The sequence below is a fragment of the Sphingomonas sp. genome (assembly GCF_019746665.1).
Lineage (GTDB): Bacteria > Pseudomonadota > Alphaproteobacteria > Sphingomonadales > Sphingomonadaceae > Sphingomonas.
In genome coordinates, this window is sequence record NZ_JAIERS010000004.1 from 83,985 (window position 1) to 100,528 (window position 16,544).

Annotated in this window: 16 protein-coding genes and 1 tRNA gene; 12 read left to right on the forward strand and 5 right to left on the reverse strand. The window is 66.4% G+C overall.

Features of this window, described 5'->3' with window-relative positions:
* Nucleotides 1-195 precede the first annotated feature (195 nt).
* From K2X73_RS02770 to K2X73_RS02780, 3 genes are all read left to right on the forward strand, one after another.
* Nucleotides 196-1,866 (forward strand): hypothetical protein, encoded by a 1,671-nt coding sequence (locus K2X73_RS02770; protein ID WP_294108329.1) that lies wholly within the window; start codon nucleotides 196-198, stop codon nucleotides 1,864-1,866.
* 84 nt (nucleotides 1,867-1,950) lie between these two features.
* Entirely contained in the window at nucleotides 1,951-4,695 is a 2,745-nt protein-coding gene (locus tag K2X73_RS02775; protein WP_294108331.1) for a TonB-dependent receptor, read from the forward strand.
* A 493-nt stretch (nucleotides 4,696-5,188) separates the two neighbouring features.
* Complete coding sequence (locus K2X73_RS02780; RefSeq protein ID WP_294108333.1) at nucleotides 5,189-5,566, forward strand: hypothetical protein; 378 nt, start codon at nucleotides 5,189-5,191, stop codon at nucleotides 5,564-5,566.
* Nucleotides 5,567-5,733: 167 nt separating this feature from the next.
* Here K2X73_RS02780 and K2X73_RS02785 read toward each other — a convergent pair whose 3' ends face one another.
* The 4 genes from K2X73_RS02785 to lon form a co-directional block, all read right to left on the reverse strand.
* Nucleotides 5,734-6,237 (reverse strand): hypothetical protein, encoded by a 504-nt coding sequence (locus K2X73_RS02785; RefSeq protein WP_294108335.1) that lies wholly within the window; start codon nucleotides 6,235-6,237, stop codon nucleotides 5,734-5,736.
* Nucleotides 6,238-6,348: 111 nt separating this feature from the next.
* Nucleotides 6,349-6,423: transfer RNA gene (locus tag K2X73_RS02790), tRNA-Val, on the reverse strand.
* 74 nt (nucleotides 6,424-6,497) lie between these two features.
* Complete coding sequence (locus K2X73_RS02795) at nucleotides 6,498-6,770, reverse strand: HU family DNA-binding protein (RefSeq protein WP_294108337.1); 273 nt, start codon at nucleotides 6,768-6,770, stop codon at nucleotides 6,498-6,500.
* A 194-nt stretch (nucleotides 6,771-6,964) separates the two neighbouring features.
* The gene (gene lon, locus K2X73_RS02800) at nucleotides 6,965-9,376 is read right to left on the reverse strand and encodes an endopeptidase La (RefSeq protein ID WP_294108339.1); all 2,412 of its coding nucleotides are present in this window, start codon (nucleotides 9,374-9,376) and stop codon (nucleotides 6,965-6,967) included.
* 97 nt (nucleotides 9,377-9,473) lie between these two features.
* Here lon and K2X73_RS02805 point away from each other — a divergent pair, with 97 nt between their 5' ends.
* Both K2X73_RS02805 and K2X73_RS02810 read left to right on the forward strand, forming a co-directional pair.
* Entirely contained in the window at nucleotides 9,474-11,162 is a 1,689-nt protein-coding gene (locus K2X73_RS02805) for a M1 family metallopeptidase (RefSeq protein ID WP_294108341.1), read from the forward strand.
* A gap of 53 nt (nucleotides 11,163-11,215) precedes the next feature.
* Nucleotides 11,216-11,800: an isoprenylcysteine carboxylmethyltransferase family protein gene (locus K2X73_RS02810; RefSeq protein ID WP_294108342.1), complete on the forward strand. Its 585-nt coding sequence runs from the start codon at nucleotides 11,216-11,218 to the stop codon at nucleotides 11,798-11,800.
* Here K2X73_RS02810 and K2X73_RS02815 read toward each other — a convergent pair.
* Nucleotides 11,758-12,327, reverse strand: a complete 570-nt coding sequence (locus tag K2X73_RS02815; protein WP_294108343.1) for a topology modulation protein — start codon at nucleotides 12,325-12,327, stop codon at nucleotides 11,758-11,760. The two genes, K2X73_RS02810 and K2X73_RS02815, sit on opposite strands and share 43 nt — an antisense overlap.
* Nucleotides 12,328-12,349: 22 nt before the next feature.
* Between K2X73_RS02815 and K2X73_RS02820 the strand changes: the two genes are divergently transcribed.
* Genes K2X73_RS02820 through accD form a run of 7 tightly spaced genes read left to right on the forward strand, consistent with a single transcriptional unit; the run spans nucleotide 12,350 to nucleotide 16,440 of the window.
* Nucleotides 12,350-12,985 carry a phosphoribosylanthranilate isomerase gene (locus K2X73_RS02820; protein ID WP_294108366.1) on the forward strand — a complete coding sequence of 212 codons (636 nt, stop codon included), beginning with the start codon at nucleotides 12,350-12,352 and terminating at the stop codon, nucleotides 12,983-12,985.
* Nucleotides 12,982-14,211 (forward strand): tryptophan synthase subunit beta, encoded by a 1,230-nt coding sequence (gene trpB, locus K2X73_RS02825; protein WP_294108345.1) that lies wholly within the window; start codon nucleotides 12,982-12,984, stop codon nucleotides 14,209-14,211. The genes K2X73_RS02820 and trpB overlap by 4 nt, the downstream gene beginning before the upstream one ends.
* Nucleotides 14,211-14,453, forward strand: a complete 243-nt coding sequence (locus K2X73_RS02830) for a hypothetical protein (protein WP_294108347.1) — start codon at nucleotides 14,211-14,213, stop codon at nucleotides 14,451-14,453. The genes trpB and K2X73_RS02830 overlap by 1 nt, the downstream gene beginning before the upstream one ends.
* Complete coding sequence (locus tag K2X73_RS02835; protein ID WP_294108349.1) at nucleotides 14,450-14,605, forward strand: hypothetical protein; 156 nt, start codon at nucleotides 14,450-14,452, stop codon at nucleotides 14,603-14,605. Before K2X73_RS02830 ends, K2X73_RS02835 begins: the two co-directional genes overlap by 4 nt.
* The gene (locus tag K2X73_RS02840; protein ID WP_294108350.1) at nucleotides 14,602-14,805 is read left to right on the forward strand and encodes a hypothetical protein; all 204 of its coding nucleotides are present in this window, start codon (nucleotides 14,602-14,604) and stop codon (nucleotides 14,803-14,805) included. The genes K2X73_RS02835 and K2X73_RS02840 overlap by 4 nt, the downstream gene beginning before the upstream one ends.
* Nucleotides 14,798-15,589, forward strand: coding sequence for a tryptophan synthase subunit alpha (trpA, locus tag K2X73_RS02845; protein ID WP_294108352.1), 792 nt, complete (start codon nucleotides 14,798-14,800; stop codon nucleotides 15,587-15,589). Before K2X73_RS02840 ends, trpA begins: the two co-directional genes overlap by 8 nt.
* Entirely contained in the window at nucleotides 15,586-16,440 is an 855-nt protein-coding gene (gene accD, locus K2X73_RS02850) for an acetyl-CoA carboxylase, carboxyltransferase subunit beta (protein ID WP_294108353.1), read from the forward strand. The genes trpA and accD overlap by 4 nt, the downstream gene beginning before the upstream one ends.
* Nucleotides 16,441-16,544 lie beyond the last annotated feature (104 nt).

Here is a 16,544-nt window from a genome sequence, read left to right on the forward strand (position 1 = left end):
TTCACGGGACTGTAATTTTTTGTCCGTCAACTTGTAACAGTTTCCCAATCTTAGCGTCATGGAGCCCGCCTAAGCGCCGTCCGACGACTGCGCGAGGGGGCGAACCGACTCGTGGCGACATCGTCGTGGCACAGACCCAAGCCGGTCAGAAAAACGCTGGAGACAGGGACCATGAACACCATAAATCTTCGTCGCATGCTGATCGCGACGTGCTCGGTCGCCGCGCTGAGCGGCTGCGGCGCCAACGACATCGCCTCGCCCGGCACCGGCGGCAACGTGACGATCAACAACGTCACGCCCGCGCCGACCCCGACGCCGACCCCCACGCCGACCCCGACCGCGACGCTGGTGACGCCGGCCGCCGGCTGCCCGACCATCGCCAACGACGCGCAGTTGACCGCCGCCGGCACGCTGAGCGGCCCGACCGGATCGTATCTGGTGTGCAACATGCCGGCGCGCATCACGCGTTCCTCGACGCTGCCCTTCGTGCGCGGCGTGCTGTACCAGCTCAACGGCCGCGTCGATGTCGGCAACGACCAGGGCCCCTCGACCACCGGCACCAGCAATGTCGTGCTGACGATCGAACCGGGCGTGATCGTGATCGGCGCGCCGGGCGCTTCGTGGCTGGGCGTCAACCGCGGCAATCAGCTCCAGGCGGTCGGCACCCCCACCCGCCCGATCATCTTCACCAGCCGCGACAACGTGCTTGGCCTGAACACCGATAGCTCGGCCGGCCAGTGGGGTGGCGTGGTGCTGCTCGGCCGCGGCCAGATCACCGATTGCGCCGCGACCGGCGCGCAGCCGGGCACCGTGGCGTGCGAGCGCCAGACCGAAGGCGCCGCCGATCCGTCGCTCTATGGCGGCGCGAACAACACCGAAAGCAGCGGGCGCATCCAATATATGCAGATCCGCTATTCGGGCTTCGTGCTCTCGGGCAACAGCGAGCTTCAGGCGCTCACCACCGAAGGCACCGGCAGCGGCACCCAGATCAGCTTCGTCCAGTCGGTCAACAGCTCGGACGACGGCGCCGAGTTCTTCGGCGGCCGGGTGAACTTCCGCTACTACATCTCGATGGGCGCGCTGGACGACAATCTCGACACCGACACCGGCCTGAAGGGCAACTTCCAATATGTGATCGTCGCCCAGCGTGACGGTTCGGCCGCGCTCGGCGCCGACTCGATCATCGAAGCTGATTCGGACAACGCCTTCGATCAGCAGCTGCCGCGTCAGAACACGATCATCTCGAACTTCGTGTTCCTCGCCCGGGTCGCCTCGGCCAACAACTCGACCGCGATCCTGCTGCGCGGCGGCACCGACTACACGCTCGTCAACGGCTTCATGGACGCGCAGAACTCGCAATCGTGCCTGCGCATCAGCCGCACCGCGACCGCCGACACCACCGCGAGCCTGGGGGTCAATGCGACCAACCTGGTCGTCGCCGGGGCGACGACGGGTAACGACGAACTGGGCGCGCCGGTGTTCCGCTCGGTGCAGTTCCGCTGCCCGACCACCGCGCTGCAAGGCATCAACGGCGTGACCGATGCGCAGGTCGCGACGATCTTCGGCGCCGGCACCAACAACAACAGCATCACCTATGTGCCGACGCTGACCAACGGCTTCATCAACGGCGCGACCGAAACCGCCGTGCCGGTGTTCAACCCGACCACGCTCAACGCCGCGTCGGGCGTCGCTTCGACCAGCGGCAGCCTGAACGGGGCGGCGGCGTTCTTCGACAACGTCACCTATGCCGGCGCCGTGCGCGACGCCAACGACACCTGGTACACCCAGTGGACCTGCACCAGCTCGGTGCTGAACCTCGGCACCAACAACACGGGCGCCTGCACCGCGCTGCCGGTCTTCTCCTGATCCTCGGCAGGCACTGATGGGGCGGGGCGTCGCCGCAAGGCCGCGCTCCGCCCCCATTTCAAAAAGATTTCAAGGGGGTTGGAAATGTCGAGGTCGTTCGAACTGGCGAGTCTGCTGCTCGTTTCGTCGGCACTGGTGTCACCTTCGGTCGCCCGCGCGCAGAGCACGCCGGCCGCGAGTCAGAGCGGCCCCGCGACCCCGGCGCCCGCCCAGACGGGCACCGCGCAGCCGGGCGACCAAGCCGCCCCGGATGCCGCCCAGGCGCCCGCCGAGCCCGCCGCCGAGCCGGTGCCCGAGGTTTCGGTCCCCGGCGGCGAAGTCGTCGTCACCGGGCGGCGCGGGCGCACCAACGTGCTGCGTTCGAGCACCCAGGCGCTGTCGCTGCTGTCGAGCGAGGACATCGCCCGTACCGGTGAGGGTGATATCGCCGGCGCCCTGTCGCGCGTCACGGGCCTGAGCGTCGTCGGCAACGGCTTCGTCTATGTCCGCGGTCTCGGCGACCGTTACTCGCTCGCGCTGCTCAACGGCCTGCCGCTGCCCAGCCCCGAACCGCTGCGCCGCGTGGTGCCGCTCGACATTTTCCCGACCAACGTCATCGCCTCGTCGCTGGTCCAGAAGACCTATTCGACCAACTTCCCCGGCGAATATGGCGGCGGCGTCATCAACCTCACCACCAAGTCGGTGCCGAAGGAAGGTTTCTTCAGCATCGACGCGGGCATCGGCGCCGACACGGTGACGACCGGCCAGCTCGGCTATACCTATTTCGGCACCGCGAGCGACTGGACCGGCTTCGGCAATGGCGGCCGCCTGCCGCCGCCGGCGCTGCAGAACTATTTCAACAACGGCGTCCGGCTCAGCCAGCTGCCGTTCGCGCAGAATATCGAGATCGCCTCGCAGCTGATCAACGGTCGCAACGCGGTCGTCCAGCGCAACGGCGCGCTGCCGCCCAATTGGTCGCTCGGCTTTTCGGGCGGCAAGTCGTGGGACATCGGCGACACCACGCTCGGCGTGATCGCGGCGTTCGGCTATAGCAACAAGTGGCGCACGCGCGACAACACCCAGCAGCTGGCGAGCTCGGGCGATCTCAGCCAGTTCGCGGAGAATTTCCGCCGCGTCATCACCGACAACCGGCTGGTGGTCGATGGCCTGATCGGGGTGAACCTCGACATCGGCGAGCAGAAGCTGCGCTGGACCACGCTCTATATCCGCGACACGCTGAAGCAGGCGCGGCTCGGCGAGGGCACCCGCCCCGCCCAGCAGCCCGATCTCATCTTCCGCGATCAGGACACCGCCTGGTACGAGCGCCAGCTGCTCGACACCCAGCTGGTCGGCGAGTTCAAGATCGGCGATCTGTGGCGGGTCGAACTGCGCGGCTCGTTCGCCAATTCGCGCCGCAACGCGCCGGCGGAGCTGAATTTCGAATATTCGCGCAACACCAACAACCCGATCGTCGATTTCCGCAACGTCTTCCTGAACCAGTTGAACAACCAGAATGGGAGCGCGACGATCGCCTATTCGCAGCTGCGCGAAAATCTGTACGCGGCGGGCGTCGACGTTACCTACAAGCCGCAGGACAATCTGACCGCGTCGTTCGGCTACAGCTTCAACGACACGGGCCGCACCACCGAACGGCGCGATTTCCGTTATAACGGCCTTAACCTGCCGCTCGGCGTCGGCGCGTTGCGCCCCGATCTGCTGCTGAGCCCGGCGCCGGTGCGCGCGTTCGGCATCTTCCTCGAAGACCTGACCGAAGGCGGCAACGCGCTGTTCGGCGCGGGGCTCACCACCCATGCGAGCTATGGCCGGCTCCAGCTCGATCTGTTCGACAAGCTGAACCTCGACGTGGGGTTCCGCTATGAAAATGGCAGCCAGTTCACCCGCGCGATCCCGGTGTTCACCACGGGCGGCGGGATCGGCATTCCGCAGACGCGGATCGACCGTGATTACTGGCTGCCCGCGGTGACGCTCACCTACAAGCTCAACCCGCAAATGCAGTTCCGGATCAGCGGATCGAAGACGATCGCGCGGCCCCAGTTCCGCGAGCTGATCTTCCAACCCTATTACGATCCCGAATATAACCGCACCTATCGCGGCAACCCGCTGATCAACGACAGCCAGCTCTATAATGCCGAGGCGCGCTACGAGTGGTATTTCGCGCGCGATCAGCGCTTCACGCTCGCCGGCTTCTACAAGCGGATCGAAAATCCGATCGAGCCGTTCGTCTCGCTGCTCAGCGATAACGACTATGTCGTCAGCTTCGCCAACGCCCCGCGCGCGCAGCTCTACGGGGTCGAAGTCGAGACTCAGAAGTACTTCAACCTCGACGGGCTGTTCGGCAATTCGGCGTTCTTCGGATCGCGCCGCGCGGTGGTGATCGCGAACTACACCTATACCAGTTCGGAAATTCAGGTCGGCGCCAACGATCCGGCGCAGGTGTTCCCGCTCAACATCACCCGGGCGACCCAGCTGTTCCGCAACGGCGTGCCGCTCACCGGCCAGTCGGACCATCTCGCCAATCTCGAGATCGGGCTGGAGCAGAAGGACGGGCTCTCGCAGCAGACCATCCTGTTCAACTATGCCAGCCGCCGGGTGACGCAGCGTGGCGGGCCGAACCAGCCCGATGTCTATGAAACCCCCGGCATCCGGCTCGATTTCGTGGCGCGCCAGGGCATCAAGCTGGCGGGCGTGATGACCGAGCTGAAGTTCGAGGCGCGCAACATCACCGGCACCATCTTCCGCGAGTTGCAGGAGAACGGCCCGAACCGCATCTTCTTCAACCGCTATAACCAGGGCACGCAGCTGAATCTGTCGCTGGGCGTGAAGTTCTAAACGGCAGCGGGCCACAACCGCCGTCCCTTGAAAGAGGTGCGGCGGCTTTTTTGTTTTCGGAAACTAAGCCCAAGTCGCTGGGACCAATGCTGCGCAGTGATTTGGCTTGATTGGTCAAGATCGTCACAAAAAGCTTTCAATCGACGCCGATTTCATGAACCGGCCAACGTTACCGGCCGCGGCAAGAACGGTCTCATGGATAATGCCAAAGCCGTAGCGAGCGACTGCATTTGCGCTTTAGCGGCAGCAATTATAGCCTCGTCCCATACGGCCGAAGCTGGCCTTGACAAGCTTGCTCGCACTGGCGGCGCGCTTGGGTGGTGCCCACGGGGGATTGATGCCACCAAGGCCGGCTTCGATGCCGGAGGCGCGGGGGGGCGAACGGCGGCCACGGCGCCAGCGCGCCCGTAACTGTGGATTGGTCCGTTGACTTGCTTGTGCAAGCCGCCGACACGTCGCCACGCGCCTTGATCTGGGGAAAGAATGTTTCCCAATGGCAATGAACTGGCTTCGATTTTTGAGCGATCGGTTCAGGAAGCCCAAGCGGCTTCATCCCGAAAGCCTATGGCATGTCGCAGCCGACGCATACGGTTTTCGCGCGACCGATCAAACCGGCAAGACAATGGTCGCCCCCCGCGAGAATCTGGCCGCAATCGTCATTGAAACCAATGATAGCGGACCTTGGGGCGCGGATCTGTGGTGGCTGCTTTACGGTGTGGAAGGGAAACTCATCTGCGGCTTCCCTGAAGGTGCAACAGGCGAGGAAAGCGTTGTGCACGAGCTTCAGTCTTTATCTGGTTTCGACAATGTTGAGATGACCAAGGCGATGGGGTGCACATCGAACGCGACGTTCATCGTCTGGCGCCGATGACGCGCGCTTCCCGCCCCTTGCGGGCCGGTCGGCGACGAAGCCGAAAGCGGCGGAAAAGCCACCCCGCCTAGCGCGATTTCGAGGCAGGCGATCAACGGCCGGCTCGGAAATGCCCTTGAACCATCTTGTTGGGGCAATGATCCGACGCGATGGGATCGCGAACCGCGCTAGTGCCGAACGCGGATGTCGGTGGCCCAGATGCGCCAGTCACGCTTGGCCGGATCGGGGTCGTTCGGGTCGGCCGAGCGCCGCAGCATCACGAACCCTTCGCGCTCGGCGGTCGCGCCGGTGCCGCGCTGTTTCACGAACGCGCTTGCCGAGACGAGCACGAACTGGGTGCCATCGCGCACCGTCACCGCGGTCGCGCGGCCGACGCTGGGCTCATATTCGGCATAAGGGGCGAAGCTCGCCTTGAATTCAGCGAGCGAAGGGGCGGCACTGTGGCCGCCCTCGGTCCACATCGCATAGGCGGCGGCGTAATCGCCCGCCTTGATCGCCTTGAAATAGGTCTGCACCGCCGCCATCGCCGCGCGCGCGTCGGGTGAATTCGGCGCGGCGGGACCGCGCATTCCGGCGGCGGTCGCGGTCGGGCTTGGGGCGGGCTTGGGCGCGGCAGCGTTCTGGCCGCAACTCGCCAGCCCCAACGCCGCGACAATCAGCGCATGACGCACGTCTTTTTCCCCCGTGAATTGCTCGCGCCTCCCTTGCCCCAGCCGCCAGCCCCAGGCAACCGGGGTTGCCCCAAAAGCAAACGCCCCGGCCGTTGCGGGCCGGGGCGATGATGGTGGGCGCGGCTGGGATTGAACCAGCGACCCCTGCGGTGTGAACACAGTGCTCTACCACTGAGCTACGCGCCCGAAATTCGGGAGAAGCGGCAAGGCGCCGCCTCGCGGAGCGCCTCCCTACGGAGCGCGCTCCCTTTTGTCCAGCCTTAGTTGACCGAGTCCTTCAGCAGCTTGCCCGGCTTGAACTTGGGCTGCGCCGAAGCCTTGATCGTCATCGGCTCGCCGGTGCGCGGGTTGCGCCCGGTCGAGGCCTTGCGCTTGCTCACCGAGAAGGTGCCGAAGCCGACCAGCCGGACTTCCTCTCCCTTGGTAAGCGCGCCGGTGATGCTGCCGAACACCGCCTCTACCGCCTTGGAAGCATCGCCCTTGCTAAGGCCCGAGGCCTCGGCCACCTCCCCAATCAATTCCTGCTTGTTCATCCCTTTTGAACCCCCGTCCGGTGTATCGCGGCCTGGCCTGCGTGACTCGCGCCAGGCTGGACGGCCAATAAGGCGGTTTGCCCAGTGTTAGTCAAAACAAAAACGTCACAATCCGTCGCGAAACGGTCATTTCGCTGGTAACATGATTGGCCGGCGGAAGCCGATATAGCCTGCTCCCGCCGTCCGATGCCAAATTAGTGCGGAATTTCGGCCGCCGGCAACACGCCCGAGGGCGGCAGCGCGGCCAATTCGTCGGCCTCGGTCCAATCGATCGCGGCGAGCGGCGCGGTGAGCGCGAGCCGCAGCGCCTCGTCGACGTGCCGGATCGGGACGATCTCCAGCCCCTCGCGGATATTCGCCGGGATTTCGGTGAGATCCTTCTGATTCTCCTCGGGGATCAGCACCGTCTTGATCCCGCCGCGAAGCGCCGCGAGCAGCTTTTCCTTCAGCCCGCCGATCGGCAGCACGCGGCCGCGCAGCGTCACCTCGCCGGTCATCGCCACGTCGCGCCGCACCGGCACGCCGGTCAGCGTCGAGACGATCGAGGTGACCAGCCCGATCCCCGCCGAAGGGCCATCCTTGGGCACCGCGCCTTCGGGCAAGTGGATATGGATGTCCTTGCGCGCGAACAGGCTGGGCTTGATGCCATAGGTCGGCGCCCGCGCCTTGACAAAGCTGAGCGCGGCCTCGACCGACTCCTTCATCACGTCGCCCAGCTTGCCGGTGGTCTTGATTCCGCCCTTGCCGGCGACCGTCACGCTTTCGATCGTCAGGAGTTCGCCGCCCACCTCGGTCCAGGCGAGGCCGGTGACGGCACCGATCTGATGCTCCTCCTCGCTCATCCCGAAGCGATATTTGCGCACGCCGGCGAAGTCGGGAAGGTTATCGGGCGCGATCGTCACCGTCTCGGCCTTGCCCTCCAGGATGCGGCGGAGCGCCTTGCGCACGAGCTTGGCGATCTCGCGCTCCAGCGTGCGGACGCCGGCCTCGCGGGTGTAATAACGGATCAGGTCGCGCAGACCTTCATTGGTGAGGGTGAACTCGCCATCCTTCAGCCCGTGCGCCTCGATCTGCTTGGGCACCAGATGGCGCTCGGCGATCTCGACCTTCTCATCCTCGGTATAGCCCTCCAGCCGGATGATCTCCATCCGGTCGAGCAAGGGCTGCGGCAGGTTGAGCGTGTTGGCGGTGGTGACGAACATCACGTCCGACAGGTCGATGTCGATCTCGAGATAATGGTCCTGGAACTTGTTGTTCTGTTCGGGATCGAGCACCTCGAGCAGCGCCGAGGCGGGATCGCCGCGGAAATCCTGGCCAAGCTTGTCGATCTCATCGAGCAGGAACAGCGGGTTGCTGGCGCCGGCCTTGCGCAGGTTGGACACGATCTTGCCCGGCAGCGAGCCGATATAGGTACGCCGGTGGCCGCGAATCTCGGCCTCGTCGCGCACGCCGCCCAATGACTGGCGCACGAACTCGCGCCCGGTCGCCTTGGCGATCGACTTGCCAAGGCTGGTCTTGCCCACGCCCGGCGGGCCGACGAGGCACAGGATCGGCCCCTTCAGCTTGTTGGTGCGCGCCTGGACCGCGAGATATTCGATGATCCGGTCCTTCACCTTTTCCAGCGCATAGTGATCCTGATCGAGGATCGCCTGCGCGGAGGCGATGTCGCGCTTCAGCTTCGATTTCTTGCCCCAGGGCAGCCCCAGCAGCACGTCGAGATAGTTGCGCACCACCGTCGCCTCGGCGGACATCGGCGCCATCGTCTTCAGCTTCTTCAGCTCGCCCTGCGCCTTGGCGCGCGCTTCCTTGGAAAGCTTCAGCGTCGCGATCTTCTGGGTGAGTTCGGCGATCTCGTCGCCCTCGCCATCCTCGCCCTCATTGCCCAGTTCGCGCTGGATCGCCTTCAGCTGTTCGTTGAGGTAATATTCGCGCTGGGTCTTCTCCATCTGGCGCTTCACGCGGCTGCGGATCTTCTTTTCGACCTGCAGCACGCCCAGCTCGCCTTCCATGAAGGCGAACACCATCTCCAGCCGCTTCTGCGGGTCGCGCTCCATCAGCAGCGCCTGCTTGTCGGCGACCTTCACCTGAATATTGGCGGCGACCGAATCCGCCAGCCGCGCCGCGTCCTCGATCTCGCGCAGCTGCACCGCGGTTTCGGGCGGCAGCTTGCGGTTGAGCTTGGCGTAATTCTCGAACTGATCGACCACCGAGCGCATCAGCGCGACCAGCTCGCGATCCTGCTCGGCCAGATCCTCCTCGCCAGCCGTCCCTTCGAGCATCTCGACCTCGGCCATCAGGTGGCCGGGCAGCACATCGAGCCGCTCCAGCCGCGCGCGCTGCTTGCCGGCGACGAGCACCCGCACCGTGCCATCGGGCAGCTTGAGCAGCTGCAACACATCGGCGGTGACGCCGACATCGTAGAGATCGTCGCGAACGGGATCGTCCTCGGCGGGATCGAGCTGGGCGACCAGGAAGATCTCCTTGCTGTCGGCCATCGCCGCCTCCAGCGCGGCGACCGACTTGTCGCGCCCCACGAACAACGGCACGATCATGTGCGGAAACACAACGATGTCGCGCAAGGGAAGAAGGGGATAAACGGTTTTCATGAATTCTCCGAACACGCCTTACCGGCGCGGCAATTTTTCAACATATGGGGCGTCGCGTAAAGCCATCAACCTGTGCCGCTTGGTCGCCAGGGGGACAATGGCGCCGGCGGGAGCACTGGCGCTCGCCGCCAACGCGCCGGCGCCGCAAAAGGGCCTGCCCCCGCTCACCGCGCAAACCGCGCGATCGGGCGGCCCGGTCGATCCGCTGCAGGCAGCGCTCAATTTCGACGCGGTCGACCTTCAGATAGAGGTGTTTCCCGATCGCCAGGCGATCGCCGGCACCGCCACGCTCAGCTTCACCGCGCGCGCGCCGCTCGACACGCTGTTGCTCGATCTCGATCGCAATTTGCCGGTGCGCACCATCAGCATCGGCAACACCGCGCTGCGGCCCTCCGCCTGGAGCAATCCCGAAGGGCGGCTGCGCATCACCCTGCCCCGCCCGGTCGCCGCGGGCGAGCGCATCGTCGCGCGCATCCGCTACGCCGGCACGCCGCATGTCGCCGTGAACGCGCCGTGGGACGATGGCTTCGTGTGGAGCAAGACGCGCGACGGCAAGCCATGGATCGCCAGCACGCAGGAAGGCTATGGCTGCGATTTGTTCTGGCCGTGCCTGGATTTCCCCATGGGCGAGCCGGCGGTCGCCGATCTCCACATCACCGTCCCGCGCGGGCTGGTCGCGCCGGCGGGGGGCGTCTTGATCGGGCGCGAGGCGCTGCCGCGGGGCCGAACGAGCTGGCATTGGCGCATCAAACATCCCAACACCTATGCTCTAGCGTTGACGGTTGGGCCTTATGAGCTGCTGAGCGACAGCTACCACAGCCGCTACGGCAACTCGATCCGCTTAAACTACTGGTACTTACCGCCAGCGCGAGAGAAAGCGCGCGCGCTGTTCGCCGAGTTCGCCCCGACGCTCGACTTCTTCGAGCAAATAATCGGCCCCTATCCCTTCGCGGAGGAAAAATTGGGCGTCGTCGAGAGCCCGTATCTGGGCATGGAGCATCAAACAATCAACGCCTACGGTAATAATTATAAAAAGGCGCCGGAGGGGTTCGATTGGCTGTTTCAACATGAATTATCGCATGAATGGTTCGGCAATCAGCTAACCGCCGGCGATTGGGACGATTATTGGCTGCACGAAGGCTTCGCGCAATTCATGCAGCCGCTCTATGGCGAATGGCGGGAGGGTCGGGCGCGGTACGCCGCGATGATGGACGTTTATCGCAATCGGATCGAAAATCGCAGCCCGCTCGTCAGCGGGCGCGCGCGCACCGAGGAGGAGGTTTACGAAAGCGGCGCGGGCGGCCCGGGCACCGACATTTATTACAAGGGCGCCTGGGTGCTCCACACGCTGCGCGGCCTGATCGGCGACAAGGCCTTTTTCGCGAGCGTGCGCCGGCTGGTCTATGGCCGCGCCGATCCCGCGCCCGGCAATTTCGCCCCGCGCTATGGCTCGACCGCCGAATTCGAGGCGCTGGTGAAGGCCGAAAGCGGGCAGGATCTCGGCTGGTTCTTCGACGCCTATCTGCGCCGCGCCGCGCTCCCCGAGCTGGTCAGCACGCCCGAGCCCGGCGGGCTGAAGCTCGAATGGCGCGCCGGCGGCCCGTTCCCGATGCCGGTCGAGGCGCTGGTCGGCGGCGAGCGGGTGAGCGTGGCGATGCCGGATGGCGTGGGGCACCTGCCGGTGCCGCCGGGGGCGCATGTCGTGCTCGATCCCGACGCGCGGGTGCTGAAGCGGTCTATGGCGATCGAGGCTTATCAGGAGGGGCTGCGCGAGGCACAGCGCTGACTTGCCGACGACCGGCAAAGGTGTATTGTATCACTAACACTGATGGAGTCCGCATGTTCGCGTTACCGGTGGGATTGCCTGGCTTGATCGCGCTGGCGCTCGGCATCCTGGCCTTTTTCGCTTCCTTGTTCGTCGCCGGCCGCCGCCGCGCGGGGGAGCAAGGAAGCCGGCGCGACGGCGGTTCCTGGGGCTGGATCGCGCTGCAGGGTGTCGCGATCGGTTTCGCGGGGTTCGGGCCGATCCATGTCGCCCTCGCGCCCTTTTCGGCGGTCGCGCTGGCGCAAGCCACGGGCGTCGCGCTGCTGATCGGGGGCGCGGTGGCGCTGTTCGTCTGGGCTTCGCGAACGATGGGCGCGGAATGGGCGATCGTCGCGCGCACCCGCGCCGACGCCAGGCTGGTGACCGCCGGCCCCTTCGCTTATGTCCGCAACCCGATCTATGTCGCGCTCGGCCTGTTCATGCTGGCGATGGCGCTGGCCTATGGCCATCCCGGGCAGCTGCTGCTGGCGGTGCCGCTCTATGCCTTCGCGACGTCGCGGCGCGTGCATAGCGAGGAGAAGCTGCTGCTCGCCGCTTTCGGGGCCGATTATGCCGATTATCGCGCGCGCGTGCCGCGCTTCGTGCCGCGGCTCGCCTGAAGCGCGTCGAGCATGGCGGGGCGATCGATCTGGATCACCCTCCCGGTCGCGCTCGGTAAGGCGGCGAGCAGGCGCGATCGGCCATCGCGGCGGAAGCGCGCGACATACCAGACGAACCCCCAGTCGAGCTTTTCCGGGCACCCCGGCGCCATGTCGGGCCGCACCCGCCCATAGCCGCCGGCGATGCGCTTGCCGAGCCGCCACAGGCACAAGGCGGTCGGGAAATCGAGCCACAGCACCAGATCGGCACGCGCGAGGCGCGGCGCCATCGTGCCCCCGTAATTGCCGTCGATGATCCAGCTTTCGCCCTCCGCCGCCCGGGCGACACGAGCGCGCCAGACGCTTTCCTCGGGCTCGGTCCACCCCGCTTCCCAGTGGAGCTGATCGAGATGGACGAGCGGCAGCCCGGTGCGCCCGGCGAGCGCGCGCGATAGCGTGGACTTGCCAGCACCGGGCGAGCCGACGATCGCGATGCGCCGCGCGGCGTCGATCGCGGCCAATATCTGCTCGGGGTTTCGCGCCGCCATGGCCGCGCCTATAGCGCGGGCGATGCCGGTACGCGCCAAGATTTGTGGGCTCTCGACGCCCGAGACGCTCGACGCCGCGGTGCGCCACGGCGCGGCGGCGATCGGGCTGATGTTCTACCCGCCCTCGCCGCGCCATCTGGACTTCGACCAGGCGCGCGCGCTCGCCGTGCAGGTGCCGGGGCATGTCGCCAAGGTCGGGGTGTTCGTCGATCCCGAGGACGCGCTGATCGATGCCGCGATCGCCGCCGCCGGGCTCGATACGCTCCAGCTCCACAAGGTCGCGCCCGCGCGCGCGGCCGCGCTGAAGACGCGTACCGGGCGGGAGGTGTGGGCGACCGTCGCGGTGCGCACCCGCGCCGATCTCGCCGGGGCGGCCGCGTTCACGGGCGCGGCGGACCGGCTGCTCTATGACGCGAAGACGCCCGAAGGCGCGCTGCCCGGCGGCATGGGGGTGCGGTTCGACTGGCGGCTGCTGCAGGGCCACGCCCATCCCCTGCCCTGGGCGCTTTCGGGCGGGCTCGACGCGAGCAATGTCGCCGAGGCGGTGGCGACCGGCGGCGCGCGCTATGTCGATGTCTCGTCCGGGGTCGAAAGCGCACCGGGCGTGAAGGATGTGGACAAGATCGCCGCGTTCCTTAATGCGTTGCGGCCATTATGAACGCACCCAACAGCTTCCGCGCCCAACCCGATGATCGCGGCCATTTCGGCGCCTTTGGCGGCCGCTATGTCGCCGAAACGCTGATGCCGCTGATCCTTGAGCTGGAGGCGGAATATCGCCGCGCCCAGGCCGATCCCGCCTTCCAGGCCGAGTTCGACGATCTGCTCGAACATTATGTCGGCCGCCCCAGCCCGCTCTATTTCGCCGAGCGGCTGACCGATGCCCTGCGCGAGTCGGCGCCGGAGGGGATGGGCGCGCAAATCTGGTTCAAGCGCGACGAGCTGAACCATACCGGCGCGCACAAGATCAACAATTGCATCGGCCAGATCCTGCTCGCGCGCCGCATGGGCAAGACGCGGATCATCGCCGAGACGGGCGCCGGCCAGCACGGCGTCGCGACCGCGACCGTCGCCGCGCGCTTCGGGCTCCCTTGCGTCATCTACATGGGCGCGCGCGATATCGAGCGGCAGCAGCCGAACGTGTTCCGCATGAAGCTGCTCGGCGCCGAGGTCCGCCCGGTGACCAGCGGCGCGGCGACGCTGAAGGACGCGATGAACGAGGGGCTGCGCGATTGGGTCGCGAACGTCCACGACACCTTCTACATCATCGGCACCGCCGCCGGCCCGCATCCCTATCCAGAACTCGTGCGCGATTTCCAAAGCGTGATCGGGCGGGAGGCGCGCGCGCAGATGCTCGCCCGCACCGGCCGCCTGCCCGATCTGCTGGTGGCGGCGATCGGCGGCGGATCGAACGCGATCGGGCTTTTCCATCCGTTCCTGGATGACGCCGAGGTGAAGATGCTCGGCGTCGAGGCGGCGGGCGAAGGGCTCGACAAGCGCCACGCCGCGAGCCTCGCCGGCGGCGCGCCCGGGGTGCTGCACGGCAACAAGACCTATCTGCTGCAGGACGACGACGGCCAGATTACCGAGGCGCACTCGATCTCGGCGGGGCTCGATTATCCCGGCATCGGGCCGGAACACGCCTGGCTGCGCGACATCGGCCGGGTGGACTATACCGCCGTGACCGATGGCGAGGCGCTGGATGCGTTCCAGCTGCTGTGCCGGACCGAGGGGATTATCCCCGCGCTTGAGCCGAGCCACGCGATCGCCGCCGTGGCGAAGGTGGCGCGCGAGATGCGGGAGGACCAGATCGTGCTCGCGAATCTGTGCGGGCGCGGGGACAAAGATATCTTCACCGTCGCCGAAGCACTGGGGGTGGCGATTTAATGTTTCGTGGCGGCGGAGAGATAGCGCAACTGAAGGTGGCTTGGCGACGCGCCACGTTGGCCGAGTCATTTACAAGCGGCTGCATTTTATTCACGACCGTTATGATTTTCAATGTGATGGCCGCCGCCTTAGTAGGCGTTGAAGTGGATTTCAGGAAAGCTTTTCTCGCCGCTTGTGGTTTCGGTATCGGAGCCGCTGCTTCCAGCTTAATCTTCAAATCACGCATGATTGTTTTGCGATGACCCGCCTCGCCACCGCCTTCGCCGCCCCCCGCCCCGCCCTCGTCACCTTCGTCGCTGAAGGCGGTGGCCCGCCGCCGACCATGATCGACGCGCTCGCCGAGGCCAGACAGACCAAATTGGATGGCGCCAAGGCGCGAGCAGCGTCAGCGTGAAACTCAACTTCAAGCGCGGGCTGGTGTACGGCTCGGCCAACGCCTTATGCTTTGCGGCTGTATCGCCGTTCAACCACTATATGCGGGGCGAGCCGATCGTCTGGAACGAAGTTTGGGTAGGAACGGTGGTGGCCGGATTTTTCTTTGGCCTGCTCTTTACGCTCACGGACAAATTTGGTTCGGACGTTGGCGATGCCTGATCGCCTGAAGTCGGCCTTCGCCGCCCCCCGCCCCGCCCTCGTCACCTTCGTCACCGCGGGCGACGGCCCGACCCCTGCCATCCTCGACGCCCTCGTCGAAGGCGGCGCGGACGTGATCGAGCTGGGGATGCCGTTCACCGATCCGATGGCCGATGGCCCGGCGATCCAGGCGGCGAACCTGCGCAGCCTGGCCGCCGGCACCACCACGGCGGACATCCTGCAAATCGCCGCCGACTTCCGCACGCGCCACCCGAGCGTCCCGCTCGTCCTGATGGGCTATGCCAACCCGATGCTGCGGCGCGGAGCGGACTGGTTCGCGGCGCAGGCCGCGCAAGCCGGGGTCGATGGCGTGATCTGCGTCGATTTGCCGCCCGAGGAGGATGAGCTGGCCCCCGCGCTCGCCGCGCACGGCCTCGCCTTCATCCGCCTCGCCACCCCGACCACCGATGCCGCGCGGCTGCCGGCGGTGCTGAACGGGGCGAGCGGGTTCCTTTATTATGTCTCGGTCGCGGGCATCACGGGGCTGCAACAGGCGGCGCAAGCCTCGATCGAGGAAGCCGTCGCGCGATTGAAGAGCCAGACCGATCTCCCCGTCGCGGTCGGGTTCGGGGTGCGCACCCCCGAACAAGCGGCCGCCATCGCCCGCGTCGCCGATGGCGTGGTCGTCGGCTCGGCGATCGTCGAGCTGGTCGCGCAGCACGGCGCGCAAGCCCCGGAGGCGGTCCGCGCCTTCACCGCCGCGCTTGCGCAAGCCGTCCACGGCGCGCAAAAGGCCGCCGCATGAGCTGGCTTTCCAACGTCCGCAACGCGCTCTCGCTGGTCGTCACCAAGAAGGAGACGCCCGACAATCTCTGGCACAAGTGCAAGGGATGCGGGCAGATGGTGTTCACCAAGGAGCTGGCGGACAATCTCCACGTCTGCCCGCATTGCCGCCACCATGAGCGGATCGGGCCGGCGGAGCGCTTCGCGCACGTCTTCGATCCCGGCACCGCGCAGACGCTCGCCGCGCCCCGCGTGGCGGAAGACCCGCTGAAGTTCCGCGATACCAAGCGCTACCCCGATCGCCTGAAGGCCGCGCGCGCGGCGACCGGCGAGCAGGACGCGCTGGTCAACGCGCGCGGGCTGATCGAGGGGCAGCGCGCGGTGGTGGGCGTGCAGGATTTCGCCTTCATGGGCGGATCGATGGGCCAGGCGGTGGGCGAGGCGTTCATCGCCGGGGTGGAGGCGGCGATCGCCGATCACGCCCCTTATATCATCTTCACGGCCGCCGGTGGCGCGCGGATGCAGGAGGGCATCCTGTCGCTGATGCAGATGCCGCGCGCGACGGTCGCGATCCAGATGCTCCACGATGCCGGGCTGCCCTATATCGTCGTGCTCACCGATCCGACGACCGGCGGCGTCACGGCGAGCTATGCGATGCTGGGCGATGTCCAGATCGCCGAGCCGGGGGCGCTGATCGGCTTCGCCGGCCAACGGGTGATCGAACAGACGATCCGCGAGAAGCTGCCCGAAGGCTTCCAGCGCGCCGAATATCTGCTGGAGCATGGCATGATCGACATGGTCGTGCCGCGCCACGATCTGCGCGCGACGCTTGCGCGGCTGATCGGCTATCTGGGTACGCGCGAGGCGGCTTGAGGGCTGTTTGATCAAGCGGCGGCGGATTCGGTTCGCGCGGAGGCGCGGAGCGCGCGGAGGAGAAGGATCGAAAATCGCGCGCAGCGCCCTTCTCTCAATCTGCG

Excerpts from the sequence above, each read along its gene's own strand:
- K2X73_RS02780 (WP_294108333.1), top strand. The coding sequence starts at position 5,189 with ATGGCAATGAACTGGCTTCGATTTTTGAGCGATCGGTTCAGGAAGCCC.
- K2X73_RS02805 (WP_294108341.1), top strand. The coding sequence starts at position 9,474 with ATGGCGCCGGCGGGAGCACTGGCGCTCGCCGCCAACGCGCCGGCGCCG.
- accD (WP_294108353.1), top strand. The coding sequence starts at position 15,586 with ATGAGCTGGCTTTCCAACGTCCGCAACGCGCTCTCGCTGGTCGTCACC.
- K2X73_RS02835 (WP_294108349.1), top strand. The coding sequence starts at position 14,450 with ATGACCCGCCTCGCCACCGCCTTCGCCGCCCCCCGCCCCGCCCTCGTC.
- K2X73_RS02770 (WP_294108329.1), top strand. The coding sequence starts at position 196 with ATGCTGATCGCGACGTGCTCGGTCGCCGCGCTGAGCGGCTGCGGCGCC.
- K2X73_RS02795 (WP_294108337.1), bottom strand. The coding sequence starts at position 6,770 with ATGAACAAGCAGGAATTGATTGGGGAGGTGGCCGAGGCCTCGGGCCTT.
- trpB (WP_294108345.1), top strand. The coding sequence starts at position 12,982 with ATGAACGCACCCAACAGCTTCCGCGCCCAACCCGATGATCGCGGCCAT.
- K2X73_RS02815 (WP_294108343.1), bottom strand. The coding sequence starts at position 12,327 with ATGGCGGCGCGAAACCCCGAGCAGATATTGGCCGCGATCGACGCCGCG.
- K2X73_RS02830 (WP_294108347.1), top strand. The coding sequence starts at position 14,211 with ATGTTTCGTGGCGGCGGAGAGATAGCGCAACTGAAGGTGGCTTGGCGA.
- lon (WP_294108339.1), bottom strand. The coding sequence starts at position 9,376 with ATGAAAACCGTTTATCCCCTTCTTCCCTTGCGCGACATCGTTGTGTTT.
- K2X73_RS02820 (WP_294108366.1), top strand. The coding sequence starts at position 12,350 with ATGCCGGTACGCGCCAAGATTTGTGGGCTCTCGACGCCCGAGACGCTC.
- K2X73_RS02775 (WP_294108331.1), top strand. The coding sequence starts at position 1,951 with ATGTCGAGGTCGTTCGAACTGGCGAGTCTGCTGCTCGTTTCGTCGGCA.
- trpA (WP_294108352.1), top strand. The coding sequence starts at position 14,798 with ATGCCTGATCGCCTGAAGTCGGCCTTCGCCGCCCCCCGCCCCGCCCTC.
- K2X73_RS02810 (WP_294108342.1), top strand. The coding sequence starts at position 11,216 with ATGTTCGCGTTACCGGTGGGATTGCCTGGCTTGATCGCGCTGGCGCTC.